At 30.0% G+C, this 26562-nt stretch carries 29 protein-coding genes; 1 reads left to right on the top strand and 28 read right to left on the bottom strand.

Translation table 11 applies throughout. The features are described from left to right. Positions 1 to 178: 178 nt before the first annotated feature. From ispG to KQI77_RS11065, 14 genes are all read right to left on the bottom strand, one after another. The gene (gene ispG, locus KQI77_RS11130) at positions 179 to 1228 is read right to left on the bottom strand and encodes a flavodoxin-dependent (E)-4-hydroxy-3-methylbut-2-enyl-diphosphate synthase (RefSeq protein WP_216390502.1); all 1050 of its coding nucleotides are present in this window, start codon (positions 1226 to 1228) and stop codon (positions 179 to 181) included. Between the two features lie 11 nt (positions 1229 to 1239). Then, positions 1240 to 2253 (bottom strand): RIP metalloprotease, encoded by a 1014-nt coding sequence (locus KQI77_RS11125; protein ID WP_216390501.1) that lies wholly within the window; start codon positions 2251 to 2253, stop codon positions 1240 to 1242. Between the two features lie 9 nt (positions 2254 to 2262). Beyond that, entirely contained in the window at positions 2263 to 3423 is a 1161-nt protein-coding gene (locus tag KQI77_RS11120) for a 1-deoxy-D-xylulose-5-phosphate reductoisomerase (protein ID WP_216390500.1), read from the bottom strand. Positions 3424 to 3437: 14 nt separating this feature from the next. Beyond that, positions 3438 to 4403, bottom strand: coding sequence for an AI-2E family transporter (locus tag KQI77_RS11115; protein WP_216390499.1), 966 nt, complete (start codon positions 4401 to 4403; stop codon positions 3438 to 3440). 198 nt (positions 4404 to 4601) lie between these two features. Continuing rightward, positions 4602 to 5396 carry a phosphatidate cytidylyltransferase gene (locus tag KQI77_RS11110; protein ID WP_216390498.1) on the bottom strand — a complete coding sequence of 265 codons (795 nt, stop codon included), beginning with the start codon at positions 5394 to 5396 and terminating at the stop codon, positions 4602 to 4604. Positions 5397 to 5416: 20 nt separating this feature from the next. Next, positions 5417 to 6172 carry an isoprenyl transferase gene (locus KQI77_RS11105; RefSeq protein ID WP_216390497.1) on the bottom strand — a complete coding sequence of 252 codons (756 nt, stop codon included), beginning with the start codon at positions 6170 to 6172 and terminating at the stop codon, positions 5417 to 5419. Positions 6173 to 6258: 86 nt separating this feature from the next. Continuing rightward, the gene (gene frr / locus KQI77_RS11100; RefSeq protein ID WP_216390496.1) at positions 6259 to 6813 is read right to left on the bottom strand and encodes a ribosome recycling factor; all 555 of its coding nucleotides are present in this window, start codon (positions 6811 to 6813) and stop codon (positions 6259 to 6261) included. Between the two features lie 12 nt (positions 6814 to 6825). Continuing rightward, positions 6826 to 7539: a UMP kinase gene (pyrH, locus tag KQI77_RS11095; protein ID WP_216390495.1), complete on the bottom strand. Its 714-nt coding sequence runs from the start codon at positions 7537 to 7539 to the stop codon at positions 6826 to 6828. Between the two features lie 99 nt (positions 7540 to 7638). Continuing rightward, positions 7639 to 8550 carry a translation elongation factor Ts gene (gene tsf, locus KQI77_RS11090; RefSeq protein WP_216390494.1) on the bottom strand — a complete coding sequence of 304 codons (912 nt, stop codon included), beginning with the start codon at positions 8548 to 8550 and terminating at the stop codon, positions 7639 to 7641. A gap of 71 nt (positions 8551 to 8621) precedes the next feature. Beyond that, on the bottom strand, positions 8622 to 9323 hold the full coding sequence (rpsB, locus tag KQI77_RS11085) for a 30S ribosomal protein S2 (protein ID WP_216390493.1): 702 nt from the start codon (positions 9321 to 9323) through the stop codon (positions 8622 to 8624). A gap of 496 nt (positions 9324 to 9819) precedes the next feature. After that, on the bottom strand, positions 9820 to 10596 hold the full coding sequence (gene codY, locus KQI77_RS11080) for a GTP-sensing pleiotropic transcriptional regulator CodY (protein WP_216390492.1): 777 nt from the start codon (positions 10594 to 10596) through the stop codon (positions 9820 to 9822). A gap of 127 nt (positions 10597 to 10723) precedes the next feature. After that, positions 10724 to 12814 carry a type I DNA topoisomerase gene (gene topA, locus KQI77_RS11075; protein WP_216390491.1) on the bottom strand — a complete coding sequence of 697 codons (2091 nt, stop codon included), beginning with the start codon at positions 12812 to 12814 and terminating at the stop codon, positions 10724 to 10726. 34 nt (positions 12815 to 12848) lie between these two features. Then, on the bottom strand, positions 12849 to 13907 hold the full coding sequence (dprA, locus tag KQI77_RS11070; protein WP_216390490.1) for a DNA-processing protein DprA: 1059 nt from the start codon (positions 13905 to 13907) through the stop codon (positions 12849 to 12851). Next, positions 13904 to 15439 carry a YifB family Mg chelatase-like AAA ATPase gene (locus tag KQI77_RS11065; RefSeq protein WP_216390489.1) on the bottom strand — a complete coding sequence of 512 codons (1536 nt, stop codon included), beginning with the start codon at positions 15437 to 15439 and terminating at the stop codon, positions 13904 to 13906. The genes dprA and KQI77_RS11065 overlap by 4 nt, the downstream gene beginning before the upstream one ends. Positions 15440 to 15576: 137 nt before the next feature. On the opposite strand from KQI77_RS11065, the gene KQI77_RS11060 reads away from it, so the two are divergent. Continuing rightward, positions 15577 to 15939: a YraN family protein gene (locus tag KQI77_RS11060; protein ID WP_216390488.1), complete on the top strand. Its 363-nt coding sequence runs from the start codon at positions 15577 to 15579 to the stop codon at positions 15937 to 15939. Between the two features lie 39 nt (positions 15940 to 15978). Here the strand turns inward: KQI77_RS11060 and KQI77_RS11055 are convergent, their stop codons facing one another. The 14 genes from KQI77_RS11055 to ftsY all read right to left on the bottom strand — a co-directional run bounded on the left by KQI77_RS11055 (position 15979) and on the right by ftsY (position 26551). Further along, complete coding sequence (locus KQI77_RS11055) at positions 15979 to 16797, bottom strand: ribonuclease HII (RefSeq protein ID WP_216390487.1); 819 nt, start codon at positions 16795 to 16797, stop codon at positions 15979 to 15981. Then, a complete protein-coding gene (gene ylqF / locus KQI77_RS11050) occupies positions 16790 to 17629 on the bottom strand; it encodes a ribosome biogenesis GTPase YlqF (RefSeq protein WP_216390620.1) in 840 nt (279 codons plus the stop codon). Before ylqF ends, KQI77_RS11055 begins: the two co-directional genes overlap by 8 nt. 167 nt (positions 17630 to 17796) lie before the next feature. Beyond that, entirely contained in the window at positions 17797 to 18144 is a 348-nt protein-coding gene (gene rplS / locus KQI77_RS11045) for a 50S ribosomal protein L19 (protein ID WP_216390486.1), read from the bottom strand. A 122-nt stretch (positions 18145 to 18266) separates the two neighbouring features. Next, positions 18267 to 19058 (bottom strand): ABC transporter ATP-binding protein, encoded by a 792-nt coding sequence (locus KQI77_RS11040; RefSeq protein WP_216390485.1) that lies wholly within the window; start codon positions 19056 to 19058, stop codon positions 18267 to 18269. A 2-nt stretch (positions 19059 to 19060) separates the two neighbouring features. Next, positions 19061 to 19960 carry an ABC transporter permease gene (locus KQI77_RS11035; protein WP_216390484.1) on the bottom strand — a complete coding sequence of 300 codons (900 nt, stop codon included), beginning with the start codon at positions 19958 to 19960 and terminating at the stop codon, positions 19061 to 19063. Between the two features lie 13 nt (positions 19961 to 19973). After that, on the bottom strand, positions 19974 to 20924 hold the full coding sequence (locus KQI77_RS11030; protein ID WP_216390483.1) for an L-lactate dehydrogenase: 951 nt from the start codon (positions 20922 to 20924) through the stop codon (positions 19974 to 19976). 24 nt (positions 20925 to 20948) lie between these two features. Further along, positions 20949 to 21923: an ABC transporter substrate-binding protein gene (locus KQI77_RS11025; protein ID WP_216390482.1), complete on the bottom strand. Its 975-nt coding sequence runs from the start codon at positions 21921 to 21923 to the stop codon at positions 20949 to 20951. Between the two features lie 13 nt (positions 21924 to 21936). Continuing rightward, a complete protein-coding gene (gene trmD, locus KQI77_RS11020; protein ID WP_216390481.1) occupies positions 21937 to 22653 on the bottom strand; it encodes a tRNA (guanosine(37)-N1)-methyltransferase TrmD in 717 nt (238 codons plus the stop codon). Then, positions 22643 to 23140 carry a ribosome maturation factor RimM gene (gene rimM / locus KQI77_RS11015; protein WP_216390480.1) on the bottom strand — a complete coding sequence of 166 codons (498 nt, stop codon included), beginning with the start codon at positions 23138 to 23140 and terminating at the stop codon, positions 22643 to 22645. Before rimM ends, trmD begins: the two co-directional genes overlap by 11 nt. Before the next feature lie 165 nt (positions 23141 to 23305). Next, entirely contained in the window at positions 23306 to 23533 is a 228-nt protein-coding gene (locus KQI77_RS11010) for a KH domain-containing protein (RefSeq protein WP_216390479.1), read from the bottom strand. 43 nt (positions 23534 to 23576) lie between these two features. Then, a complete protein-coding gene (gene rpsP / locus KQI77_RS11005; protein ID WP_216390478.1) occupies positions 23577 to 23822 on the bottom strand; it encodes a 30S ribosomal protein S16 in 246 nt (81 codons plus the stop codon). Between the two features lie 42 nt (positions 23823 to 23864). Then, a complete protein-coding gene (ffh, locus tag KQI77_RS11000; RefSeq protein WP_216390477.1) occupies positions 23865 to 25220 on the bottom strand; it encodes a signal recognition particle protein in 1356 nt (451 codons plus the stop codon). Positions 25221 to 25233: 13 nt separating this feature from the next. After that, positions 25234 to 25563 (bottom strand): putative DNA-binding protein, encoded by a 330-nt coding sequence (locus tag KQI77_RS10995; protein ID WP_216390476.1) that lies wholly within the window; start codon positions 25561 to 25563, stop codon positions 25234 to 25236. Between the two features lie 82 nt (positions 25564 to 25645). After that, entirely contained in the window at positions 25646 to 26551 is a 906-nt protein-coding gene (ftsY, locus tag KQI77_RS10990) for a signal recognition particle-docking protein FtsY (RefSeq protein ID WP_216390475.1), read from the bottom strand. Positions 26552 to 26562 lie beyond the last annotated feature (11 nt).

The following is a 26562-nucleotide window of genomic DNA, read 5'->3' as shown; positions in this document are numbered from 1 at the left end:
TAATAATAGTATTAGCATTTTTGTAGATAAATATTTTTACATAAAAACGCAACTATCTATAGAAGTAGTTGCGTCATAAACAAAAGAGCGGGTTATACTGCCCACTCATTTTCTGCCTTATATCCATTAATCTACAGGTACAATGATATCATATATCCATTGTTATTACAAGTACCTTTTATAATGTTTCTATTTCCTTCATTAATTCATTAACCAAATCTTCTTCTTTACATTTTTTTATTATTTGACCCTTCTTAAATATTATGCCTTCTCCTCTTCCACCTGCTATTCCAATATCTGCTTCTCTAGCTTCACCAGGCCCATTTACTACGCAGCCCATAACTGCTACTTTTATATCTTTATCAATTCCTTCTAATCTTTTTTCTACTTCTTGTGCTATTCCAATTAAATCAATTTTAGTTCTTCCACAAGTAGGACATGATATGAATTCCAAGCCATCTTTTCTTAATCCTAATGACTTAAGTATTTCTTTTGCAACTACTATTTCTCTAACAGGGTCAGCAGTTAAAGATACCCTTATTGTATCTCCAATACCTTCAGCTAATAGAGTTCCTATTCCTATACTAGATTTTATTGTTCCTTTAAATTCTGTACCTGCTTCTGTCACACCCAAATGAAGAGGGTAATCACATTTTTCAGCTATAAGTCTATAGCTATCTATCATCATATTAACATTAGATGACTTTATTGATATAACTATATCATGAAAATCTAAATCTTCTAATATCTTTACATGACCTAAAGCACTTTCAACTAAAGCTTCTGCTGTTGGTCTTCCATACTTTTCTAGAAGATGTTTTTCTAGAGATCCTGAGTTAACACCTATTCTTATTGGTATATTTTTTTCTTTTGCTTTTTCTACGACCTTTTGTACTCTATCTATAGATCCTATATTACCTGGATTAATTCTAAGGGCAGCTACTCCATTATCTATAGCTTTCAATGCTAATCTATAATCAAAATGTATATCTGCCACAACTGGAATTGGAGACAATCTTGTTATCTCTTTTATAGATTCGGCTGCTTCTTCATCTAAAACTGCACATCTTACCACCTGACAGCCCGCATTATATAGAGCTTTTATCTGATCTATAGTTTTCTCTACATCCTTGGTGTCTGTATTAGTCATAGACTGAATAACTACTTCAGCTTCTCCTCCTATATATACATTTCCTACTTTTACTTGTCTTGTTTTTCTTCTTTTCATTTTTAATCTCCCTATGCAACATATATCAAGTCTTTAACTGTTACTGCAACCATTAATATCATAAGTAATATAAAACCAATTCCATTCATAACTGCCATAGCTTTATCAGGAACTTTCTTTCTAGTTATAAGTTCAATAATAAGCATAAGTGTCCATCCACCATCTAATGCTGGAAATGGTATTAAATTAAATACAGCTAAACTTATAGACATTAATCCAACAAGATATATAAGATCCCATAAACCTGATTCTGCAGCTTGAGCTGACATTTTAACTACTGTAACTGGTCCCCCTAAATCATTCTTAAAACTACCTTTACCTGTTACTAAATTAATTAATGTTTTTACTGTTTGTTTAACTAATGTTCCAGTTTGTTTAAACGATTGTGTAATAGAGGCTCCTATTGATGGATCAGTATTTCTAGTAAACGTTGCTCCCATTATATATCTCTCTACTCCATCTTCAACTATTGGTTTTGGAGTTATTGTTATACTCTTATCTTTACCTTTATATTCATATTTTATATTTAATTCTTTACCTTGAGATATGTCATTACATAATGCAATATCATAATAAGTTAATATCTTGCTACCGTTAATTTCTTTTATAATACTTCCTTCTTCTACACCAGCTTCCATTAGTGCACCATCATCAGTTAACTTATCTATTTTAGTTTCAGTATAACCAAAGTGTCCTAATACTGCTGTAAAAATAACAATTGCTAGAAGAAAATTCATAAAAATCCCTGCTATACTAATACTTATTCGTCTAAGAGGTGATTTAGATAAAAGTCCTCTGTCATCATCTACCTCTTCATCTTGTCCGTACATAGTAACATAACCACCTATTGGTAATAGCGACAAGGAATAATTAGTTTCCTTTCCCTTATATGTAAATATCTTAGGTCCCATTCCTATAGAAAAATCTTCTACCTTTACATTGTTTAATTTAGCCATAATAAAATGACCTAATTCATGCACAATTATCATTACTCCTAATGCAAGAATAGCTAATATATATTTCATATTTACCTCCTAGTTATACATTGAATAAAGGTATTTTCTTACCTTTTTATCAACCTCTATTATGTTATCTATTGTCAAATCCAAATCAATATATTCCTTGAAATGATCTAAAGCTTCTTCTATCATATCTGCAATACTTAAAAACTTTATTTTTCTCTGTAAGAATAAATCAACAGCTACTTCATTTGCTCCATTAAGTATAGTAGGCATAAGTCCGCCTCTTTTTCCTGCCTTATATGCTAATTTCAAGCATCTAAATGTATCCATGTCTGGCTTCTCAAATGTAAGCTTAGATATTTCATAAAAATCTATTGTTCTAGCAACATGTTCCTTTCTATCAGTATAATTAAGTGCATATTGAATAGGAAGTCTCATATCTTGTGAACCTAATTGTGCTATAATACTTCCATCTATATATTCAACCATAGAATGAACTACACTCTGAGGATGTACTATTACTATAATATCATCATAAGGACAATCAAATAAGAAATGTGCTTCAATAACCTCTAATCCTTTATTCATAAGTGTTGCTGAATCTATAGATATCTTACTTCCCATACTCCAATTAGGATGCTTTAATGCTTGTTCTACTGTAATTTCTCTTAATTCATCTGTTTTCTTACCTCTAAAAGGTCCACCTGATGCAGTTAAAAGAATATGTTTTAATGTTTTATAATCATTACCTCTAAGAGATTGGTATATTGCGCTATGTTCTGAATCTACAGGAAGTATCTTAACTCCCATTTTTTTAGCTTCTGCCATAACTAATTCACCTGCTACAACAAGGGTTTCTTTGTTAGCTAATGCAATATCCTTTTTAGCCCTTATAGCTTCCATAGTAGGTCTTAATCCTATCATACCAACAACAGATGTCACTACAATGTCAATTTCATCTAAAGTTGCTATTTTTATAAGACCTTCTATTTTATTATATACTACTATATCTAAATTATTATTTTCACAAAATTCTTTTATCTCTTCGCTACTACTTTCATCCATCATAGCTACATATTTAGGTTTAAATTCTAATATTATTTTTTTCATCTTTTCTACAGAAGAATTAGCTGTTATTCCAACAACATTGAATTCTCCTTTTGATTGTCTAATTACATCTAATGTTTGAGTTCCTATAGAACCTGTCACTCCCAAAATGGATACGTTTCTCATTTTTTTCTTCCTCTCTAAATGTCAGAATTATTATATACTATTTCCTTTGCCAAAATTCCATAAATAGGTCCAACAAAAATTCCTATCATTCCAAATAGCTTCATACCTATATACACAGAAATCAGTATTAATAAAGGATGTATATTAAATTTATTGCTTAATAGCTTAGCTTCTAATATTTCTCTACTTATCTGAACAAGTGCATATAAACATATTAGTCCAAATACTCGAAAATAGTTTTTCACTATAATATTGTATATTATTATCGGAATAAATACAATTCCTCTTCCTACATAAGGTAATATATCAAATATTCCAGAAAATAATCCTAATGTAACAGGATTCTTCACACCTAGAATAAAGAAACCTAATATTGTTTCTATTGTTGATAAAGTAACCAATTCCATTTCAATGATTGCCATCTTTCTTATAAACCTACTCTTAATTATTATTTCTGTCAGCAAATCTTCTGGAATTATTCTAACAATAGCATCATAAATCTCTTCCTTATCAATCAATAAAAAGAAGGCTAGTATATTTCCTATAAAATATGCAAAGACTTGACTTCCTGTATTAATAGCACTATTTTTTACGCTGGTAGAATTAATAAATTCATATATCTTATTAACAAGTGATATATTACTATTTTTCTTAAAATATACAATAATCTTATTAATAGCCTCTTCTATATAATCAAAATCATTATATATACTCTGCAAAAAATTATATAAATTATTTCCAATAACAATAATTAATAAAATAAGTAATATATTTATAAAAATTATAAGTAAGACACTAATTAATTTACGTGGCAAACCAACTCTCATTAACAATTTATATAATGGATTACATACAAAAAAAACAATCATCATATACAAAATAGGCCTCAAATAATATTTTAAAGTAAATGTAATTATTGTAATAACAGCAAAAACAACTATTAATTCTATTATTTTTCTATATTTATTATATACCTTCATTATCATTCTCCAAGAACATTATAATTCAAGTATATTTTTATCAATTAAGAAATTAGAACTAAATTAAAATATAATATTATTAGTTTCATTAACTGTAATTGTTTCATGTCATTCTTCATACTTACCTTTAATTCCACCTATAAAAATAAAGACTAATTCAACAGATTATCCTATTGAACTAGTCTTCTTATTAATAAATTAAATACCTATTATTATTGTTAAATAAAAGAATACAATAACACCAGAAAATAATATAGAATCAAATCTATCTAATATTCCACCATGGCCTGGTATAAGCTTACTATAATCCTTTATTCCTACATATCTCTTAATTGATGATGCAACTAAGTCACCAAATTGAGAAAATACTCCACATATAGCTCCTATTATAACAAAATGATATATAGGGAAAGTAGTCACAAAATTATTAATTATTAATCCATATACTCCACTTATAAGTGCAGCTCCAACTAAACCTCCTATAGATCCTTCAACTGTCTTCTTAGGACTTACTTCTGGACATAATTTAGTTTTTCCAAATAATCTTCCAGAATAATATGCAAAAGTATCTGTAATCCATGACCCTATAAAAATAAGCCATACATAATAATTACCTAATTCTTTTTCTGAAACTAAATATATAAAACTAAAAAATATTCCAACATACATAAATCCCATAAGAGTTAATGCCACGTCAATAAAGGAATATTTTCTTGTAATAACAGGAATCATCAACAATATAAAAGTAGCTATTATAGTTATGTATGATAAATATTCGAAATTATTTTTCAACAAATAAAATATTAATAGCATTATATATCCAACAATTTGAATAGGTTTAAATTCTTTTTTAGATATAGCTCTATAGAATTCAAACATTCCAATTAAAGATAATACTATTGTAAATATCTCAAGTGGAATACCACCTAAAAATATAAATATAATAAATGGTGCAATCATCAACGCGCCTAAATATCTATTATCAGATTTCATAAGTTCACCCCTCGTCTTTTCTATACGCCACCAAATCTTCTATTTCTTTTTTGATAATCTATTATTGCTTCTTTTAGATTTTCAGCAGTAAAGTCAGGCCAATTAATATCTGAATACCAAAATTCTGAATAAGCACATTGCCATAATAAGAAATTACTTAATCTTTGTTCACCTGATGGTCTAATTATCATATCTGGATCAGGCATATTAGCAGTATATAAATATTTATTTACAAAAGCCTCATCAATATCATTTATATCTATTTTTTCTTCTTTTGCGTCTAGTACAATATTTTTTATAGCTCTAACTATTTCAGCTCTTCCTCCATAGTTTAATGCCATATTCATAACAAGTCCAGTATTGTTCTTTGTTTTTTCCTTTGCCCTGTTAATTTCATTTATACATTCTTGTGGTAATCTAGATATATCACCTAACACATTAATTACAACTCCATTTTCATGAAGCTCATCTAATTCTTTTCTCAAATATTGAACTAAAAGCTTCATTAATGCATTAACTTCTTCCTTAGGTCTTTTCCAATTCTCAGTTGAAAACGCATAAAATGTTACATACTTTACCCCTAAAGCATCAGCTTCTTTTACTATATTTCTAATAGTTTCAACTCCTGCTTTGTGTCCCATTGTTCTTGGTAAATTTCTAGCTTTAGCCCATCTACCATTTCCATCCATTATAATTGCAATATGTTTAGGTATGTTATTCATATCTAATTCTGAGTTATCTACTTGCAACTCCTGTTCTTTTCTAAAAAATCTCATATAGCCACTCTCTCCTTAATTTATTGTATCAAAGGCTGTACAACATAAAATTCTGTACAGCCTTTCTCTAATTAATGTAGATTAAGTTATATTGACATAATTTCTTTTTCTTTTGCAACTATTATTTCATCTATTTTCTTTACAAATGAATCTGTTTCTTTTTGAACATCATCTTCTGCCTTTTTAAGTTCATCTTCAGATATATCTAATTCTTTCTTTAATGCCTTAAGTTTATCATTTGCATCTCTTCTTATAGATCTTATTGCTACTTTAGCATCTTCACCTGTTTTCTTAACATTCTTAACTAAAGCTTTTCTTGTTTCTTCTGTCAATTCAGGAACAACTAATCTAATCACATTACCATCATTTGAAGGATTTAATCCTAAATCAGATTTTAATATTGCTCTTTCAATATCCTTTAAAACTGTTTTTTCCCAAGGAGTAATCATTAATACTCTAGGCTCTGGTGCACTAACATTTGCCACTTGATTGATTGGACATAAACTTCCATAATACTCTACTTGTACTCTATCAAGCATTGTTGGGTTTGCTCTTCCTGCTTTCATTGTAGCCAAATCCGATTGCAACTTTGCTATAGTTTTTTGCATCTTTTCCCCTGACTTTTTAATAATTTCTTTCATAAAATACTCCTCCTACTTACGTGAAACAATTGTACCGATTTCTTCACCAGTAATTGCTTTATATATATTTTCAGGATTATCTAATCCAAACACTAATATTGGGATATCATTATCCATACATAAAGTAATAGCTGTAGAATCCATAACTTGTAAGCCTTGATCTAACACTTCTATATAAGAAAGTGTATTATATTTTTTAGCATCAGGATATTTATGAGGATCTTTATCATATACTCCATCAACTTTCTTTGCAAGTAAGATAACTTCGGCTTCTATTTCTGCAGCTCTTAATGCTGCTGTAGTATCTGTTGAGAAATATGGGTTTCCTGTTCCAGCTGCAAAAATAACTACTCTTCCCTTTTCTAAATGTCTCATAGCTCTTCTTCTAATAAATGGTTCTGCTATTTCTTTCATTTCTATAGCTGTTTGTACTCTAGTCATAACACCTACTTGTTCTAATGAATCTTGAAGTGCTAATGCATTTATACATGTAGCCATCATTCCCATATAATCAGCAGTTGTTCTGTCCATACCTTCTCCACTTCTGCCTCTCCATATGTTTCCGCCACCAACTACAGCTCCTACTTCTACACCCATATCAACTAATTTTTTTATTTCAAGAGCTATTTCCTTTGCAACGCTAAAATCTAATCTAAATCCGTTTTCACCTGCTAAAGCTTCTCCAGATAGTTTTAGCATTACTCTCTTATACTTACATTTAGTCATAAATATACCTCCACTAATCATATATATTAAAAAAACAAATTTTATATTCTACTTCTTTAAAAAAAGAGAACACGTTGTGTTCTCTCTTAAATTCAAAAATTATTTGCCCATTTGTTTAGCAACTTCAGCAGCGAAATCTTCAACTACTTTTTCGATTCCTTCGCCTCTTTCGTATCTAACGAATTCAGTTACTGAAATTGGAGAACCAACTTCTTTTGCTTTTTCTTCTACAAATTTAGTTATAGTCTTATCTCCGTCTTTAACCCAAACTTGATCCATTAAGCATACTTCTTTGTAGTATTTCTTAATTCTACCTTCAACCATTTTTTCAACGATTTTTTCAGGTTTTCCTTCATTTAATGCTTGAACTCTGTAGATTTCTTTTTCTTTGTTTATTGATTCTTGATCAACATCTGCTTCTGTTAAGAATAATGGATTTGCAGCAGCTATTTGCATACATAATTCTTTACCTACTTGAGCAAGTACTTCTGAATCTGAATCGCATTCTACTTTAACTACAACTCCTATTCTTCCACCACCATGGATGTAAGTTTGAAGAGCTCCCTTTTCAACAGAGAATTTCTTAAATCTTCTTATTGTCATATTTTCGCCTAATGTAGCTATTAAATCTGTTAAAGCAGCTTTAACAGTATTATCTTCATCAAACTTAACTGCTTCTAATTCTTCAACTGTTGTTACATCATTAGCCATTATTATAGCACATATTTTATCAACGAATCCCTTGAATTGATCATTTTCTGCAACGAAATCAGTTTCACAGTTAACTTCTACTATAGCAGCTGTCTTATTGTCATCTGAAAGAGCAGTCTTAACAACTCCTTCTGCAGCAACTCTACCAGCCTTCTTAGCAGCAGCAGCTAATCCTTTTTCTCTTAAAAATTCTATTGCTTTTTCTATATCTCCATCAGTCTTAGTAAGAGCCTTTTTACAGTCCATCATACCTGCGCCAGTTCTCTCTCTTAACTCTTTAACAACTTTTGCGCTTATCATTATTTAATATCCTCCTTAAAAATCAAGGTAAATGAAGGAGACCTTCATCTACCTTATTATATTTCTTAGAATTATTCAGCTATTTCTTCACCTTGTCTAGCTTCGATTATTCCGTCTGCCATTCTAGCTGTTATTAATTTTACAGCTCTTATAGCATCATCGTTACCTGGGATAACATAATCTACTTCTTCTGGATCACAGTTAGTATCTACTATAGCTACTACTGGAATTCCTAATATTTTAGCTTCTGATATAGCATTCTTTTCTTTTCTTGGGTCTACAACGAACATAGCTCCAATGTTTTCAACATCTAAGTTCTTGATTCCACCAAGGTTCTTAACTAATTTTTCTTTTTCAGCTTTTAATTTTATAACTTCTTTCTTAGGAAGAACATCAAATGTTCCGTCTTCTTCCATCTTTTCTAATTCTTCTAACTTCTTAATTCTTGTTTGAATTGTTGTAAAGTTAGTTAACATACCACCTAACCATCTGTTGTTTACAAAGTGCATGTTTGATCTTATAGCTTCTTCTTCTATAGCTTCTTGAGCTTGTTTCTTAGTTCCTACGAATAATACGTCTTTTCCTTCTGCTGCTACGCTCTTAATAAATTCATAAGCTTCTTCAGCTTTCTTTACAGTTTTTTGTAAATCTATTATATAGATTCCGTTTCTTTCTGTAAATATATAAGGAGCCATTTTAGGGTTCCATCTTCTTGTTTGGTGTCCGAAATGTACACCAGCTTCTAATAATTGTTTCATTGATATAACTGCCATGTTTTCTACCTCCTGGTTTTTCCTCCACTATCCATTGCTGATTCAACCACCAAAAATCTTGGCACCAATTGAACCGTAGATAATGTGTGTATTTTATTACCTTTGTTAGTATAACATATTGATTATTCTCTATCAACATTATTTTTATTTTTTTTACATTATATTTTTATATCCATATATTAAAATATATAATGCTATTGTTTCGACAAAGCTTTTGCCTTCTTTAATAATTAAAACAACAACATAGTCATTAAAAAAACTTATAGTATTTAAAAACCATAGCAAGCACTATGTTTGTGATACTTTTTTCACATGTTTACATTTAACATAATGGCCTATAAAGCAAAAATTAAGTTAGCATCTAAAATGTTGTACTATTCGAACTTTAGTAAGTTTACAACATTTAGCTAACTTAATTTTTCACATTTGTAAATTTCCAATGAAATTATGCCATTTACAAAAACATAATATCACTTTGATTTAGCATTCTATGCTTTTATCTAATTTTCTTTAATTCTTCTACTAATTTTTCATTCAATATCTTAATATGTGTGCCCTTCATTCCTAACGACCTTGATTCAATCACTCCTGCACTCTCAAACTTTCTAAGAGCATTAACTATTACACTTCTAGTTATACCAACTTTATCTGCTATCTTTGATGCAACTAATAAACCTTCTGTACCATCTAATTCATCAAATATATGTTCAACAGCTTCAAGTTCTGAATAAGATAATGTTCCTATAGCTAATTGAACTACTGATTTTTTTCTTGCGTCCTCTTCTTGTTCTAACTTCTTAGCTTTAAGCATTTCCATCCCTATGATTGTTGCACTATATTCCACTATAACCAAGTCATCATCAATAAATGGTTTCCCAAATCTAGCTAATATCAAAGTACCAAGTCTTTCCCTATTGCCAATAATAGGGACTATAGTAGTTAATTTATTTTCAGCAGGGCATTCCCCTTCTCCTTCAAATACACAATTTCCCTTATACGGCATATTAGCTATGGTTTCCGATATTTTAAGTAGTTTATCATTATATTCTTTTGGGAATCTCTTTTCGTCTACTACTTTTTTCTTCATAACTTCGCATTCAAAGTCACTGCAAAATGTATGTCCTATAACCTTCCCTTTTCTGCTTGCAACATAAACATTGCATTCTAACACTTCACATAACAACTTACATATATCATCAAAAACTAAAGCATCAGGTCCTGATTTCTGTAATACCTTATTAAGTCGTCTAGTTTTAGTTAATAATGAAGACATAAAAAACTCCCCCTATAAATAGCATCAATATTCTAAATTGTTTAAATTTTCTATACAATTCTAACATTTTCTCCATTTTATCATAGGGGGAAATCATTTTCAACTTTTTTTCCTTATTCAATTTTTACTATTCTTTTTTATCATCTTTAGGTAATTCTTTCTTATATCCACATTCTGAATTAGAACATTGATAATATTCTCCAGTTTTTTTAGAATATTTTTTCACCATATACGAATTGCATTCTGGACACTTTTCTGAAACAGGTTCATTCCAACTAACGAACTTACAATCGGGATATCCTGAACAACCAAAGAACTTCTTGCCTTTTTTACTTCTTTTTACTACTATTTTTTTACCACATTCAGGACATGGAACATCCAACTCTTCTACTATTGGTTTTGCGTTTTTACACTCTGGATATCCAGGACATGCCAAAAACTTTCCATATCTTCCGTGTTTTATAACCATCATTCTGCCACACTTATCACAAGGAATGTCAGTTACTTCATCTTCTATAACTACTTTAGATATTTCCTTTTCAGCCTTATCTAATTCTATCTTTAATGGTTTATAGAAATCTTCCACTACATTCTTCCACTTAATCTTGCCTTCTTCTATACTGTCTAAATTTCTCTCCATTTCAGCTGTAAAGTCAACATCTACTATTTCCTTAAAATATTCACTCATTATATTAGTTACAATAAAGCCTAGTTCAGTAGGTATTAAATTTTTCTTTTCTCTTACTATATATTCTCTACTTAATAATGTAGATATAGTTGGTACATAAGTACTTGGTCTACCTATTCCCTTTTCTTCTAATAATTTTACAAAGGATGCTTCAGTATATCTAGCAGGTGGAGCTGTAAAATGTTGAGTTGCATCTATTGACTCACTTTTTACTTCTTCTCCCTCTGTAAGAACAGGTAATATTCCTGCATCATCTTCACTATCTGAAGTATATTCATAGATTTTCATAAATCCATCAAAATCTATAACAGATCCACTTGCTTTAAATAAATATTCTCCATTTACTATCTCTATAGAATTAGTTTTCAGTCTACATGATGCCATCTGACTTGCTACAAACCTCTTCCAAATCAAACTATATAATTTAAACTGTTCAGGAGTCAAATTAGCCTTGGCAACTTCTGGAGTAATCTCAATATATGTAGGTCTTATAGCTTCATGGGCATCTTGAATATTCTTTTTACTCTTATAAACCCTAGGGCTATCTGGTTTATATTCTTCTCCATAAGTTTTTTCTATAAATTCTAACGCTCCATCTTGAGCTTCTTTAGATATTCTTACAGAATCAGTTCTCATATAAGTAATCAAACCTACTGTTCCATATCCCTTAACTTCAACACCTTCATACAATGTTTGTGCAACTGACATTGTTTTTCTAGTTATGAAATTTATTTTTTTGTTAGCTTCTTGTTGAAGAGTACTAGTTGTAAATGGTGGCAATGGATTTTTCATCTTTTTACCCATCTTTATATCTTTAACTATAAACTTACCATTTTGTATTTCTTTTAATATTGCATTTGCCTCTTCTTCAGATTCTATTTCTATTTTTTTACCTGATTTAGAATTTAACTTAATTGGAAATTTCTTTTTATCCTTTTTTATAATTGTATCTATTGTCCAATATTCTTTAGGCACAAAAGCTTTTATTTCTTCTTCTCTATTGCAAATAAGCTTTAAAGCTGCTGATTGAACTCTACCTGCACTTAACCCCCATTTTACATTTTTCCATAAAATAGGACTTATCTGATAACCTACTAATCTATCTAATATTCTTCTTGCTTGTTGTGCATCAACCAAATCTAATTTTACTTGTCTAGCTTCCTTTATAGAGGACTTAACAGCAGTCTTTGTTATTTCATTAAAAACAATTCTGCACTTTTTATCCTCTGGAATACTTAATATATTCGCTAAATGCCATGATATCGCCTCACCTTCACGGTCAGGGTCGGTTGCAAGATATACTTTATCGCATTTTTTAGCTATTTTTTTTAGCTTACTCAACAATTCTCCTTTTCCTCTTATAGTTATATATTTAGGTTCAAAATTATTTTCTATATCTACTCCAAGCTTACTCTTTGGCAAATCTCTTACATGCCCCATTGAAGCTTCTACTATATAATTTTTTCCTAAATATTTTTCTATTGTCTTCGCCTTTGCTGGCGACTCAACTATTACTAACTTTTGTCCCATACTAAAACTCCAAAAAGGAGTTCACCCCCTTAACCTAAATAATTTTGGCATAATAATTTCCGGGTAAACTTACTATAACATTCTTTTTCTGCATTTCAAATAATACTTTATATAAGGCTTTTCTGTCAACAAATGATTGTTCACTAATTTTATCTATATGTGTAGGTTCCCCATCAATAATATCTAAAATTTTATTTTCAATATCTGATAAATTATTATCATAACATCTCTGTTCTTCTAGGCCTAAAACAAATCGTAAATCTTCCATTTCAGTAAACATATGCGCTCCATCTTTAATAAGATTTAAACACCCACTGCTACCTCCACCTATAATCATTCCTGGAACCGCCATAACTTCTCTTCCTTGCTCTAAAGCATAATCAACAGTTATAAGAGTTCCACTACGCTTTGCAGCTTCCACCACGATTACAAGCTCAGACATTCCGCTTATAATCCTATTTCTAATAGGAAAATTATATTTTAACGGCGGTGTCCCTGGCAAAAATTCCGATACTATTACACCTTTTTCTATAACTTCATCAAATAATTTTTTATTTTCTTTTGGGTAAGTGACATCTATACCACATCCTAATACAACAATAGTGTTTCCACCATTGTTTAATGTGCTTTTATGCGCTACAGTATCTATCCCTCTAGCACCACCACTTATTATTGTGATATTATAACTTCTTAGCTCTTTTGTCAATAATTTTGTAATTTCACCTCCATAAACTGATGCTTTTCTAGAACCAATAATTGCAACAATTCTTGTACTTAGAATTTCTTTTCTACCCTTGTAAAATAAGGCATATGGCGCATCTATCGTATATTTTAACATTTTAGGATATCCATCATCAGTATATGTTAAAAATTTTATATTACTTTTACTTATAGACTCTATAATAGACTTTGCTTTTTCCAATTCATTAGTTTTATTATAATCACTATATTTTATCTTTTTTATGTTTAGAATATATTCAATATTATTGTATATAACTTCTTCATCCTTGAATTCTTCTATAATAGTTATTTTTGCACTATTATTAATCTTTAGTAGGTAATACCACATCTTGTAAACATTTACTTCACTCATATTATATTCCCATGACAATCCTTTCTGTAACTTATAGCTTCAAATATATCTTCTTCTGTTATATCTTTTTTCTCAGATATATCACTTATGGTTCTAGCTAGTGTAATGACCTTACCATATGCTCTAAGTGATGGACTTGCTACATTATAATAATCATTTAATAGAAATTGTATACTACTACTAACCCTACATAATTCAAATATATCTTTACCTCTTATATCTGAATTATATAAATATTTAGTTCCCTTAAACCTCTCTAATTGAATATCTCTAGCTCTCATTACAATTCTTCTCATATTTTCTGATGTATACATAGTATTCTCTTTATTCTCTGCAATTTCTTCATATTTTATTCTAGGTACATAGGCAAAAATATCAATTCTATCTTTAATAGCCTTTGACATTCTATTAAAATATCGTTTTTTCTCGTTATCACTACATGTACATGATTCCCTATCCCCATTTATAATCATAAAATCTGATTTTCCACATGGACATAAATTACTAGTTGTAGTTAACAAGAATTTTGCAGGTAATATCTGTTCATTGCACAACCTATTTATTCTAACAACTTTATCCTCTAGAGGTTCTCTCAATGTTTCTAAAACATCTTTTTTAAATTCTAATATTTCATCTAAAAACAACACACCATTATGTGCTAACGTAACCTCTCCAGCGGTAATATAGCGACCACCACCTATAAGTGCTGTTTTGGTAACTGTATGATGAGGACATCTTATCGGTCTGCCTATCCTACCCACTTTAGGCATAAGCCCCACTATACTGTATATCTTTGCTATCTCAATTTCTTCCTCTAATGTAAGCTTTGGTAATATTGATGGAAGTGCTTTTGCTAGCATAGTTTTCCCACAACCAGTACTTCCAAATAATGAAATATTATGATTACCACTAGCAGCTATAAGCATTGCCCTCTTAGCTGTTTCTTGCCCTATTATATCATCAAAATCCATATAAACAGCATCTTTATCTTCATCATCATATTCATCATAAGGTAAACTATTCTCATAATTAATATATTCGGTAACCTCTATTAAGCGCTTAAACGGATAACAATTAACAGACTTATTATATCTACATTCATTAATATTATCATAAGGAAATATAAAGTTTTGTATATTATTATCTATACCACATAGCATAATAGGAAGAGTTCCTCTTACTCTCCTTATATCACCTGATAATGATAATTCTCCAAAGACAAGATAATTATCAAGATTCATTTGTCTTATCTGATTAGTTTCCATAAGAATTGCTAATGCAATAGGTAAATCTAATAGAGATCCTATTTTTCTTATAACAGCTGGTGCAAGCCCTACTGTTATCTTGCCTAAAGGATAATGATATCCACTATTTATAATTGCCGTTCTTACTCTTTCACTAGATTCCTTAACCGAAGCATCTGGAAGTCCAACAATAGAAAACTTCGGAAGTCCTGGTGTAATATCGACTTCTACTTCCACGATGATTCCTTCTAGATTACTAAAAGTACCGCTTTTAATCTTAACAGTCATTAAAACAAATCTCCAATTCTTAAATTACTTCCTTAATAATTATTGCCTACACTAATTTTTTTATACATAAGGAATATAATTTCTAAAATTGTAGATAATATAAATGTAATTTAAAAATTTATAATAATGGAGTAATTATGAAACATTTCAATAAAGCAATAGGCTATTATGGTGAAGATTTAACTTGTGATTTTTTAACCAATAATGGTTACGTTATTCTTGATAGGAATTTTACATGTAAGATAGGCGAGATAGATATTATCTCTAGGAAGGGTAATTTGCTAGTATTCACAGAAGTTAAGAGTAGATATTCTTACAAATATGGGATACCTTTAGAGAGCATTACACCCTCTAAGATATCAAATATTAGGAAAATAGCCCACCTATATATAATAAGAAATTCTTTATTTGACTTATATGCGCGATTTGACGTTTGTGAAATATATTTTAATTATGACAATAACAATTATGATATTAACTATTTAGAAAATTGTTTTTAACAATATCATTATACAAACACAACTTCTATAATAATTGTTTTATTTATTCATAATTTTAGTCAAAAAACATTTTCTATGTATAGGACATACACCATGTTTTTTTATTTCGTCTATATGTTTACTAGTTCCATATCCAGCATTTTCTTCAAAATCATAATATGGATATGTCTTAGCGTATTCCTCCATAAGGTTATCTCTATATACCTTTGCAACAATTGAAGCAGCAGCAATACAAGCACTTTTTGTATCTCCTTTTATAACAGCTTCATTATTTATAGTTATATTTTTCACCAAGTAGCCATCTGAAAGTACTAATTCTGGTTTTATTTCTAGATTATTTACACTATCTAAAAACACCTTATTATTACAATAGCTAATTCCTTTTTCATCTATTTCTTCATTAGAACATTCTGCTATTTTATAACATAGTGCTTTTTCTTTTATTATCTCAGATAATTCTTCTCTCTTTTTCTTAGATAATTTTTTTGAATCATTTAATTCTAAAATAAGTTCATCATCTATTGCATTTAAATCTAATATCACAGCACATGCAACTATAGGTCCTGCCAAAGGTCCTCTTCCAACCTCATCAACCCCTGCTACGATATTATATCCATATGATTTATCAAAACTATACATATTTTTAGTTCTTTGTATCTCATTTATAAATTTATCTTTAGCTTTTTTTAGTTTATCTCCTAATGAATTAACATTTTTTCTTTTATCTGATTTTAATGTATTAATAAGTACCTCATATTCAGAAGTATTCATAAAGTTCTTTACATCTATATTAGAAACAAGCTCCTTAACTTCTTTATAATTCAACTTAGATATTTCCTCTATAACTATTTTATTCATTTCTCTCACTCTTCTTATCTGGCCATTCTAGAGTTATATTGCCTATTTTTCCGCCTCTAAATTCATCTAGTAATAATACAGCTATTCTATTATAATCTATCTCTTTGCCTTTCTTTATGCATCCTCTCTTTATAGCAATTGCATCTAAAGTTTCTAATGGATTTTCATAAACTTCATCTAATTTGTATCTTGCAATTAATTGATCTGTATAATGTTCTTGTAATCTATCAACTAGCTTTAATGCAAGCTCTTCTATATCCATTATTTCATCTCTTATTGCCCCAGTAAACGCTAGATTAAGTGCTGTTTCATCATCATTAAATTTAGGCCATAATACTCCTGGTGTATCTAGTAGTTCAACTCCAAGGGAAGTTTTTATCCACTGCTTATTTTTCGTAACTCCTGGTCTATCACCTGTTTTAGCTATAGAATTCTTGGCCATTCTATTAATAAATGTTGATTTACCACAATTAGGTATACCAACAACCATTACTCTTGTTACAATTTTAACTAATCCTTTAGCTTTTAACCTATCATGCTTCTCTTTAAGAAGTTCTAATAATGCTGGTTTAATTGCATTAATACCAATACCATTTAAACAATTTACTTCTAAGACTTTAACATTGCTATTAGATAATGATTTAATCCATTCCTTTGTTACGTTTTTATTTGCCAAGTCACATTTATTAAGAAGTATTATTCTTGGCTTATTTTCTATTAATTTATCTATATCTGGATTAGCAGAACTTCTAGGAATTCTAGCATCTCTTATCTCAATAACCGCATCTACAAGTTTTAAATTTTCTTTTATTTCCCTTTGAGTTTTTTTCATATGTCCCGGGAACCAGTTAATGCTTACAGTTCTATTTTCATTGTTATTATTATTTTCTTTTTTAGTTCTTTTATTATTACGGGGCACTAAAATCCCTCCTCATTTAAAATATAATTTCCTAAAGAGTAAAAAAAGGGACCTATAACAGTCCCCATTTTTAAAAGAAATTATCTTAATAATTCTTTAACCTTAGCAGCCTTACCTACTCTATCTCTTAAGTAGTATAACTTAGATCTTCTTACTTTACCTCTTCTAGTTACTTCTAGCTTTTCAATGATTGGTGAGTTAATTGGGAATGTTCTTTCAACACCAGTTCCGTATGCAACTCTTCTTACTGTGAAAGTTTCTCTTGCTCCACCATTTTGCTTCTTAATTACAGTTCCTTCGAAAGCTTGAACTCTTTCTCTGTTACCTTCTTTGATTTTTACGTGAACTCTTACATTGTCTCCAACATTGAATTCTGGTAAATCGTTTCTAAGTTGTTCTGCTTCTATTTGTCTTAATAATTCGTTCATTGTGCATTCCCTCCTAAATGATAATTTGACGTTCATGCTAAAGCTATAATCTAACAGAGGACCGCCCGTACTAGCACAAACTATATACTATCATATTTCATTTTAAATTTCAATATATTTTATTATGAAAATAACATTCTATCGTTAGCTAGTTTTTTCTTACTTTCTTTTGAATAACATTCTAGTAATTTTTCCACAGTCATATTTTTTCTTTCTTCGCCTTTTATATCTAATATGATCCTACCGTCATCCATCATTATTGTTCTATTTCCTATATTTAATGCAGCATTTATATCATGTGTAATCATCATTGTTGTTATATTAGATTCTTCCACTAACTCTGTAGTAATATTTAAGATTTTTTTAGCTGTCTCTGGATCTAAAGCTGCCGTATGTTCGTCTAACAATAATAATTTAGGTTTAGATATAGTTGCCATAAGTAAAGTTATAGCTTGTCTCTGCCCACCTGATAATTGCCCTACTTTTGATTTCATTCTCTCTTCAAGTCCTATATCTAGCCTTTTAATTAATTCATAAAAATACGCATTATCTCTTTTATTTACAGCAAAGAAACTTGGTTTTGCTTTTCTAGTATATGCAATAGCTAAGTTTTCTTCAATAGTCATAGATGGCGCTGTTCCCTTTAATGTATCTTGAAATAACCTTCCTATATCATAAGCTCTTTTGTGAAAAGGCAATGAAGTTATATCTTTTCCATCTAAAATAACTTTACCAGTATCTATTCTAAAGTTTCCTGATATAGCATTAAACAGTGTAGATTTTCCTGCACCATTTGAACCTATAATAGTTACAAAATCTCCCTTGTCAAGAGTTAAGTCTATTCCTTGTAAAGCTTTCTTTTCATTTACAGTACCAGGATAAAATGTCTTTTTTATATTTTTAAGTTCTAGCATAATTACACCTCTTCTCTTTTTCTAGCTCTTCTATAAGAAACATTTTGTTTTATATTAGGTATAATCAATGCTATAACAACTATTATTGCTGATATAATCTTAAGTGCATATGATGGAAATAAATCAAATTTAAGTGCAATAGCAATTATTATTCTATATATTACAGAACCTACAATTGCTGAAACAAATCCTATAGTTACTGTTCTTTTTCCAACTAATGTTTCTCCAATTATTACTGACGCCAATCCAATAACTACCATACCACTTCCTGAACCAACATCAGAAAATGATTGATATTGAGTAATAAGAGCTCCTGATAATGCAACCAATGCATTTGCAATAGCAAGTCCCAAACATTTATAAATGTTTGCATTAATTGAAGATGATTCAACCATATTTTCATTATCTCCAGTTGCTCTTATTGCAAGTCCCATTCTTGTTTTATAAAATATAATCATTATTATCAATACTATGGCACACACAATTATTGGCAATATTGTTTTGCATGTATTTCCATCAATTTCTGTTAGCTTCTGAAATGAAGAAAATATATTTTCTTGCCCTACTAAAGAAACATTAGATTTACCTTCCATTATAGCAATATTAACCGAATACAAACCTGTCATTGTAAGAATACTAGCTAATATAGGATGTATCTTCATAACAGTTTGTAATATTCCAGTAACACAACCAGCTAAAGCTCCACAAATTATAGCTAATAAAACACCTATATATGGATGCCCTGATACAGTTAACATTGCAGCAACTGCCATTCCTAATGTAAAGCTTCCATCTACAGTTAAATCAGCTGTATTTAATATTCTAAAGGATATATATACGCCCATTGCCATTGCTGCATACAAAAAACCTAATTGTATTGATCCTATTATTAATGTCGACATACCAATACCCCTCCTATATACTCTCAGCTCTTATATTATATTTCTTTATTATCTCACAAGATTCATTGAATTGTTTTTTTTCATCTTCTGACAATTTAATTTCTACTATACTTTCTACACCTTCTGCTCCAACAATTGCTGGAACACCAACATAAAAACCTGATTGGCCATATTCACCTTGTACAAAAGTAGAAACAGGCATTATTCTTTTTTCATCGTATAATACTGCTTTACATATATCTGCAAGAACTGCACCTATTCCAAATTCTGTAGATCCTTTTCCATCAATTATTTCATTTCCTATCTCACGAGTTCTTTCTAGTATCATGTCTAAGCTAATATCTTGATACTTAGGATTACTTTTAACAAAATCTACAAGAGGTTTACCCCCTATTGTTATATTTGAAAATGGAATCATAGATGAATTACCATGTTCACCCATAGAATAACATTGAATAGATCTTATATCCACTTCTAACACTTCACTTATAGTTCTTTTAAGTCTTGCTGTATCAAGTGAAGTTCCTGTACCAAAAACTTTATGAGTAGGAAATCCCGTATGAACATATGTATAGTTAGCTATAATATCTGCTGGATTTGATATAGTTATTATTATTCCATTAAATTTAGAATTTTTGATAGCTTTTGTTACATCTTTCATCTCAACTATAGCATCATCTAACATATCTAATCTTGTTTGACCTTTTTTTCTTGAAGTTCCTATGCTTATAACTAAAATATCTGCATCATCGATATCACTATAATCTCCAACATTTATAGCTACAGGATGTTTCATATACATAACTGCATCTTTTATATCTTTAGCATGGCTTGCTGCCTTTTCTATATCTTTATCTATAAATATTATTTCTTCTGCAATACCTTCCATTGCAATATTTAGTGCACAGTGTGAGCCAACATGACCCACACCTATAATACCTATTTTTCTATGATTACTTTTCATATAAACTCCTCCAGATTTTTTATCCTAATCGCCAATAACTACAAATTCATCTTTTATATTATCTGGAACAGTAATATTTAATTTTTCTGCTGTACCTTTATTTATCATCTTTGCATATTCAGATATTTGTTCAACTGGTGTATCTTTTATAGCTGCACCGTCATATATTTTCTTAATCATTGCAGCTGTTTGTTTACCTAATTGTGTATAATCTATACCAACTGTTGCAAGGCCCCCATCATTAACCATAGAATCTGCTCCTACGTATATAGGAAGATTTGCATCTGTTGCTAACTGAACATAAGTTGTCATTGCTGAAGCTACTGTATTATCGTTTGGTGTGAAGAATGCATCTACACTTCCAACTAATGATGATACTGCTTGTTGTAAATCTGCTGTACCTGTTATTGTAGCTTCTTTGTATTTCAATCCTAGCTTATCTAAATATTCTTTAGCCTTTTCTATACCTGTGACTGAATTAATTTCACTGCTATTATATATTAATCCAAAAGTCTTAACATTTGGTGTAATCTCAGTAGCTAAGTCTATTATTTTATCTATCGGAATAGAATTAGATACTCCTGTAATGTTTCCTGTTGTTTCATCAAAAGATTTTACAAGTCCAGCTTCTATTGGATTACTTACAGCTGAAAAAACAATATTTATATCAGATGTAGTAGAAGCTGCTGCTTGAGCTGTACTAGTTGCAATAGGAACTATCATATCTACATCATCACTTACTAAATCTTGCATTATCTGAGGCAATAATGATGCATCTCCATTAGCATTTTTTGTAACAATCTTCACTTTATCACCTAAACTAGATTCTAGTTCACTAACAATAGTGTCTCTAATTTGATTTAAAGATGGATGATCCATTGGTTGAACTATAGCAATAACATATTTTCCACTTGATTTCTTGTCATTACTTTTACCACAACCTAATAACAACGTTGGTAATAACATTAAACATAATACATAAGATAATATTTTTTTCATTATCTACTCCCCCTTATAGTTTATCATCTTTCAAAATTTTTTTATCTTCCTTTGTCAATTCTATTTTATCATATAAATCTTTTCTTTTTTCTCTTGTAATTAAAATAGATTGTTTTCTACGCCATTTTCTTATATTTTCATGATGCCCAGACAACAAAATTTCTGGAACTCTATCCCCCTCATACTCTTCAGGTCTCGTATATTGAGGATATTCAAGAAGGCCATCACTAAACGACTCTTCTGCATAGCTTTCTGCCTTTCCCAATACATTCGGTACAAATCTAAGTATTGAATCAATTATAGGTATAGCCGCCATTTCACCACCTGTCAGCACAAAATCTCCTAGAGAAATTTCCATATCAATATGCTTATATACTCGTTCGTCTATCCCTTCATAATGTCCACACAAAAAAATAAGCTCTTCTTCCTTTGCTAATTCCTTAGATAATTCTTGATTAAATGTTCTACCTCTAGGTCCTAAAAAAATAACTTTTCCTTTATTATTCTTCTTACATTCCTTAATAGAATCAACTATAGGCTGAGGTGCCATAACCATACCTGCACCTCCACCATATGGGTAATCATCAACTTTTTTATGTTTATTTTTAGTGTAATCTCTTATATTAATGCACTCAATATCTACTATATTTTTTTCTTTTGCTTTTCCTATAATAGAATGATCAAAAACCTGAAACATTTCAGGAAATAATGTTAATATACTAATCTTCATCTTGCCATACTCCAACAGGTTTAATTATAACCTTTTTATCTTCTACATTAATATCTAAAACTATATCTTCCAATACAGGTATTAATAACTCTTGTGGTTTCTTAATCCAATAAACATCATTATTCTTAGTCTGAATAACTTCTGATATTTTACCCAAGTCATTTCCATCTGTATCATATACTGTAGCCCCTATAATATCTGCTATATAATATTCATCTTCTGAAAGTTCAGGCTCTTCACTTCGTAACACCTTTAAATATTTTGTCTTATACCCTTCTGCATCATTAATAGACTCTATTCCTTCTAATTTTAGTATTACTCTATCCTTTTGGAATTTTACTCCTTGAATTTCTCTCCAAGTATCATCAATTAGAACTTTTCCATATCTCTTAAAATTATTAGGATCATCAGTTAAAGGCATAACCTTAACTTCACCTTTAATACCATGAGTATTAACAATCTGTCCCACCTTAAAATATTCATTCATATATGCTCACCTCACTTATAATATATATTATACATAAATATTTATAATTCTCCTTTATGTATACTAAACAATATTCTATCTATTAAGTCAAGAACTTGGTCTCTAGAATATCATTAATTTTTAAATATATCTAAATGTACAAAAAGAGTTAGGAATAACCTAACTCTAAATAATTTCCACTACTACTTTTTTGCCTTCCTTAATAGCTGCAGCTTTTACAACAGTACGAATAGCTTTAGCTATTCTACCTTGCTTACCAATTACTTTTCCCATATCATCTTTTGCAACATGAAGTTCTATAGTAATTGAATCTCCTTCATTCTTTTCCACAACATTAACTTCGTCTGGAGAATCGACAAGAGATTTAGCTAATATTTCAACTAATTCTTTCATAATGTACTGTAATTAATATCTAACTACAGCTTTCACCTCCAAATTACTTGTTAAGTCCAGCTTCTTCGAATAATCTCTTAACTACGTCTGTAGGTTGAGCACCATTTTGTAACCATTTAGTAGCTTTTTCTTCATTGATCTTTATTTCTTTTGGTTGAGCTACTGGGTTGTAGTATCCAACTTCATCGATAAATCTACCATCTCTTGGAGATCTTGAATCTGCAACGATAATTCTATAGAAAGGAGCTTTTTTAGCACCCATTCTTCTTAATCTTATTTTTACTGCCATGTTATTATTTCACCTCCTTCAAAGGATAATGTATTATATATCTTAACTCATAAAAGGAAACTTTCCAAATCCACCTTTTTTAGATTTCTTGGTTAATGATTTCATTTGTTTCATGTTCTTTTTCATCATTTCATAACCTTTAATAAGTTTATTAACTTCTTGAATTGTTGCTCCTGCACCTAATGCTATTCTCTTCTTTCTTGAAGATGAACCTATAATTAAAGCAGGATTTCTTCTTTCTTTTATTGTCATAGAGTAAATAATTGCTTTTGTTTTTTCTAATTGCTTTTCACTCTTATCAAAATCTATCTGACCTATTTGCGAAGAATTAAGACCTGGTATCATACCCATTATTTTATCTAGCGGTCCTAATTTTTTCATTTGCTCCATTGCAGTTAAATAATCCTCAAAGTTGAGTTCAGAAGCCATCATCTTCTTAGTTAAATCAGCTGCTTCTTTTTCATCAATTGCTTCTTGGGCCTTCTCTATAAGAGATAATACATCTCCCATTCCTAATATCCTTGAAGCCATTCTGTCAGGATGAAAAACTTCAAAGTCAGACATCTTTTCACCAATACCAATATATTTAATAGGTTTTTCTGTAATACTTCTAATTGATAGTGCAGCACCACCTCTGGTATCTCCATCTAACTTGGTCAAAACAACTCCTGTTATATCCAATTCATTATTGAAATTTTCTGCAACATTAACTGCATCTTGACCAGTCATAGAATCTACTACTAATAATATTTCATTAGGATTAACAGCTGCCTTCACATCTTTTAATTCTTGCATAAGTTCTTCATCAATATGAAGTCTACCTGCTGTATCTATTATAATAACATTATTGCCATTGTCAATACCATGTTTTATAGCTGCTTTACTAATATCTACTGGTGAAACATTATCACCCATTGTAAATACAGGTATATCTATTTGCTTACCAACAACTTGAAGTTGTTTTATAGCTGCAGGTCTATAAATGTCACATGCTACCAAAAGTGGTTTCTTGTTATTTTTTCTAAGTTCTAGAGCTAACTTACCACACATTGTAGTTTTACCAGCTCCTTGTAAACCCACTAACATTATTACTGTTGGTCCTAAACTTGAATAATTAAGTTTACTTTCACTTGTTCCCATAAGTTCAGTAAGTTGTTCATTAACTATCTTGATAACCTGTTGTCCTGGTGTTAAGCTTTCTAGTACATCGCTACCAACGCACTTCTCGCTAACTGCAGAAACAAACTTCTTAACTACTTTATAGTTAACATCTGCTTCTAATAAAGCTAACTTTACTTCCCTCATTGCTTCTTTTATATCTTTTTCAGTAAGCTTACCTTTTCCCTTTAACTTCTTAAAGGTATTCTGTAGCTTCTCTGATAATCCTTCAAAAGCCATACTAAACCTCCTATTATAAATCTCTTAATCTATTAGATACTTCTTCAATATCATCATCTGTTAAGGAATATTCCTCCTTAAGGTAATTCAAAAGATCCATAACCTTTTGTCTGCGATTCATACTCTTTTGAAGTAAGTGAAGCTTTTCTTCATAAGATAGAAGTGTCTTGTAACATCTTTTTATTAAATCATGGATTGCTTGACGGCTTGTGTTATTCAATTCTGATATTTCAGCTAAGGATAAATCCTCATTATAATATAACTCCATGATGTTACGTTGCTTTTCAGTTAATAATGAACCATAAAAATCCATAAGTAACGAAATTTCAACTCTATCTAACATTTTAATCACCTTACCCACAAATGAGATGATATCAAATTTATTACAAGGTGTCAAGTATTTTTACTTAACACCTTTAATTTTTTTATAAAAGTGCCTCTGCAAACGCTTCTGCATCAAATTCTTGTAAGTCTTCAATTCCTTCACCAACACCTATATATCTAACTGGTATACCTAGTGTTTGCTTTATTGATATTACAACTCCACCTTTTGCAGTTCCATCTAATTTAGTTAAAATTATACCATCTATCGGACATGACTCCATAAATTGTTTTGCTTGAACAATAGCATTTTGACCTGTTGTTCCATCTAAAACAAGTAAAGTCTCTTTATTTTCTTCACCAAATTCTCTATCTATTATTTTATTTATCTTAGACAATTCATTCATTAGGTTCTTTTTATTATGTAATCTACCTGCTGTATCACATATAAGAACATCTGCTTTTCTAGCAATTGCTGCTTTTGAAGCATCAAAAACTACTGCCGCTGGATCTGAGCCCTCTTCATGTTTAACTATATCAACACCTGCTCTTTGACTCCATACTTCTAATTGATCTATTGCTGCAGCTCTAAATGTATCAGCAGCTGCAAGAAGAACTTTTTTCCCTTCTGATTTTTTCTTAGCAGCAAGTTTACCTATTGAAGTAGTTTTACCAACTCCATTTACACCTATTATTAACATTACTTTTTTATCTTGCTTAGCTTCTTCTGTTCCTTCTAACATCATATCTTTTATTATTGCTTTTAATGTTGGAATAACTAATTCTTTATCATTAATCTTTTCTTCACGAACTTTTTTTCTAAGTCTCTCTATTATCTCCATAGTTGTATCCATACCTATATCTGATGTTATAAGTATTTCCTCTAATTCTTCATATAAATCCTCGTCTATAGAAATGGTAAGTTTTAAGACTTCATTTATTTTATCTGTTAATCCATCTCTAGTTTTAGTCAAACCTGTTTTTAATTTATCAAAAAATTTATTAAACATAGTACTTTCCT

This window comes from Clostridium sp. MSJ-8 (assembly GCF_018918325.1).
Classification (GTDB): domain Bacteria; phylum Bacillota; class Clostridia; order Clostridiales; family Clostridiaceae; genus Clostridium.
The sequence above is the reverse complement of the archived record's forward strand: the minus strand, read 5'-3'. Positions and strand labels throughout refer to the sequence as shown.

Excerpts from the sequence above, each read along its gene's own strand:
- ftsY (WP_216390475.1), bottom strand. The coding sequence starts at position 26,551 with ATGTTTAATAAATTTTTTGATAAATTAAAAACAGGTTTGACTAAAACT.
- pyrH (WP_216390495.1), bottom strand. The coding sequence starts at position 7,539 with ATGACTAAATGTAAGTATAAGAGAGTAATGCTAAAACTATCTGGAGAA.
- KQI77_RS11030 (WP_216390483.1), bottom strand. The coding sequence starts at position 20,924 with ATGAAAAGTAATCATAGAAAAATAGGTATTATAGGTGTGGGTCATGTT.
- rpsP (WP_216390478.1), bottom strand. The coding sequence starts at position 23,822 with ATGGCAGTAAAAATAAGATTAAGAAGAATGGGTGCTAAAAAAGCTCCT.
- KQI77_RS10995 (WP_216390476.1), bottom strand. The coding sequence starts at position 25,563 with ATGTTAGATAGAGTTGAAATTTCGTTACTTATGGATTTTTATGGTTCA.
- KQI77_RS11125 (WP_216390501.1), bottom strand. The coding sequence starts at position 2,253 with ATGAAATATATATTAGCTATTCTTGCATTAGGAGTAATGATAATTGTG.
- codY (WP_216390492.1), bottom strand. The coding sequence starts at position 10,596 with ATGTCTTCATTATTAACTAAAACTAGACGACTTAATAAGGTATTACAG.
- ffh (WP_216390477.1), bottom strand. The coding sequence starts at position 25,220 with ATGGCTTTTGAAGGATTATCAGAGAAGCTACAGAATACCTTTAAGAAG.
- trmD (WP_216390481.1), bottom strand. The coding sequence starts at position 22,653 with ATGAAGATTAGTATATTAACATTATTTCCTGAAATGTTTCAGGTTTTT.
- rplS (WP_216390486.1), bottom strand. The coding sequence starts at position 18,144 with ATGAACGAATTATTAAGACAAATAGAAGCAGAACAACTTAGAAACGAT.
- dprA (WP_216390490.1), bottom strand. The coding sequence starts at position 13,907 with ATGAGTGAAGTAAATGTTTACAAGATGTGGTATTACCTACTAAAGATT.
- KQI77_RS11025 (WP_216390482.1), bottom strand. The coding sequence starts at position 21,923 with ATGAAAAAAATATTATCTTATGTATTATGTTTAATGTTATTACCAACG.
- frr (WP_216390496.1), bottom strand. The coding sequence starts at position 6,813 with ATGAAAGAAATTATTAAAAAGTCAGGGGAAAAGATGCAAAAAACTATA.
- KQI77_RS11105 (WP_216390497.1), bottom strand. The coding sequence starts at position 6,172 with ATGAGATTTTTTAGAAAAGAACAGGAGTTGCAAGTAGATAACTCAGAA.
- KQI77_RS11120 (WP_216390500.1), bottom strand. The coding sequence starts at position 3,423 with ATGAGAAACGTATCCATTTTGGGAGTGACAGGTTCTATAGGAACTCAA.
- KQI77_RS11060 (WP_216390488.1), top strand. The coding sequence starts at position 15,577 with ATGAAACATTTCAATAAAGCAATAGGCTATTATGGTGAAGATTTAACT.
- KQI77_RS11065 (WP_216390489.1), bottom strand. The coding sequence starts at position 15,439 with ATGACTGTTAAGATTAAAAGCGGTACTTTTAGTAATCTAGAAGGAATC.
- KQI77_RS11055 (WP_216390487.1), bottom strand. The coding sequence starts at position 16,797 with ATGAATAAAATAGTTATAGAGGAAATATCTAAGTTGAATTATAAAGAA.
- KQI77_RS11040 (WP_216390485.1), bottom strand. The coding sequence starts at position 19,058 with ATGCTAGAACTTAAAAATATAAAAAAGACATTTTATCCTGGTACTGTA.
- rimM (WP_216390480.1), bottom strand. The coding sequence starts at position 23,140 with ATGAATGAATATTTTAAGGTGGGACAGATTGTTAATACTCATGGTATT.
- KQI77_RS11035 (WP_216390484.1), bottom strand. The coding sequence starts at position 19,960 with ATGTCGACATTAATAATAGGATCAATACAATTAGGTTTTTTGTATGCA.
- KQI77_RS11115 (WP_216390499.1), bottom strand. The coding sequence starts at position 4,403 with ATGAAGGTATATAATAAATATAGAAAAATAATAGAATTAATAGTTGTT.
- ispG (WP_216390502.1), bottom strand. The coding sequence starts at position 1,228 with ATGAAAAGAAGAAAAACAAGACAAGTAAAAGTAGGAAATGTATATATA.
- rpsB (WP_216390493.1), bottom strand. The coding sequence starts at position 9,323 with ATGGCAGTTATATCAATGAAACAATTATTAGAAGCTGGTGTACATTTC.
- topA (WP_216390491.1), bottom strand. The coding sequence starts at position 12,814 with ATGGGACAAAAGTTAGTAATAGTTGAGTCGCCAGCAAAGGCGAAGACA.
- KQI77_RS11010 (WP_216390479.1), bottom strand. The coding sequence starts at position 23,533 with ATGAAAGAATTAGTTGAAATATTAGCTAAATCTCTTGTCGATTCTCCA.
- ylqF (WP_216390620.1), bottom strand. The coding sequence starts at position 17,629 with ATGAAAAAAACTCAAAGGGAAATAAAAGAAAATTTAAAACTTGTAGAT.
- tsf (WP_216390494.1), bottom strand. The coding sequence starts at position 8,550 with ATGATAAGCGCAAAAGTTGTTAAAGAGTTAAGAGAGAGAACTGGCGCA.
- KQI77_RS11110 (WP_216390498.1), bottom strand. The coding sequence starts at position 5,396 with ATGAAATCTGATAATAGATATTTAGGCGCGTTGATGATTGCACCATTT.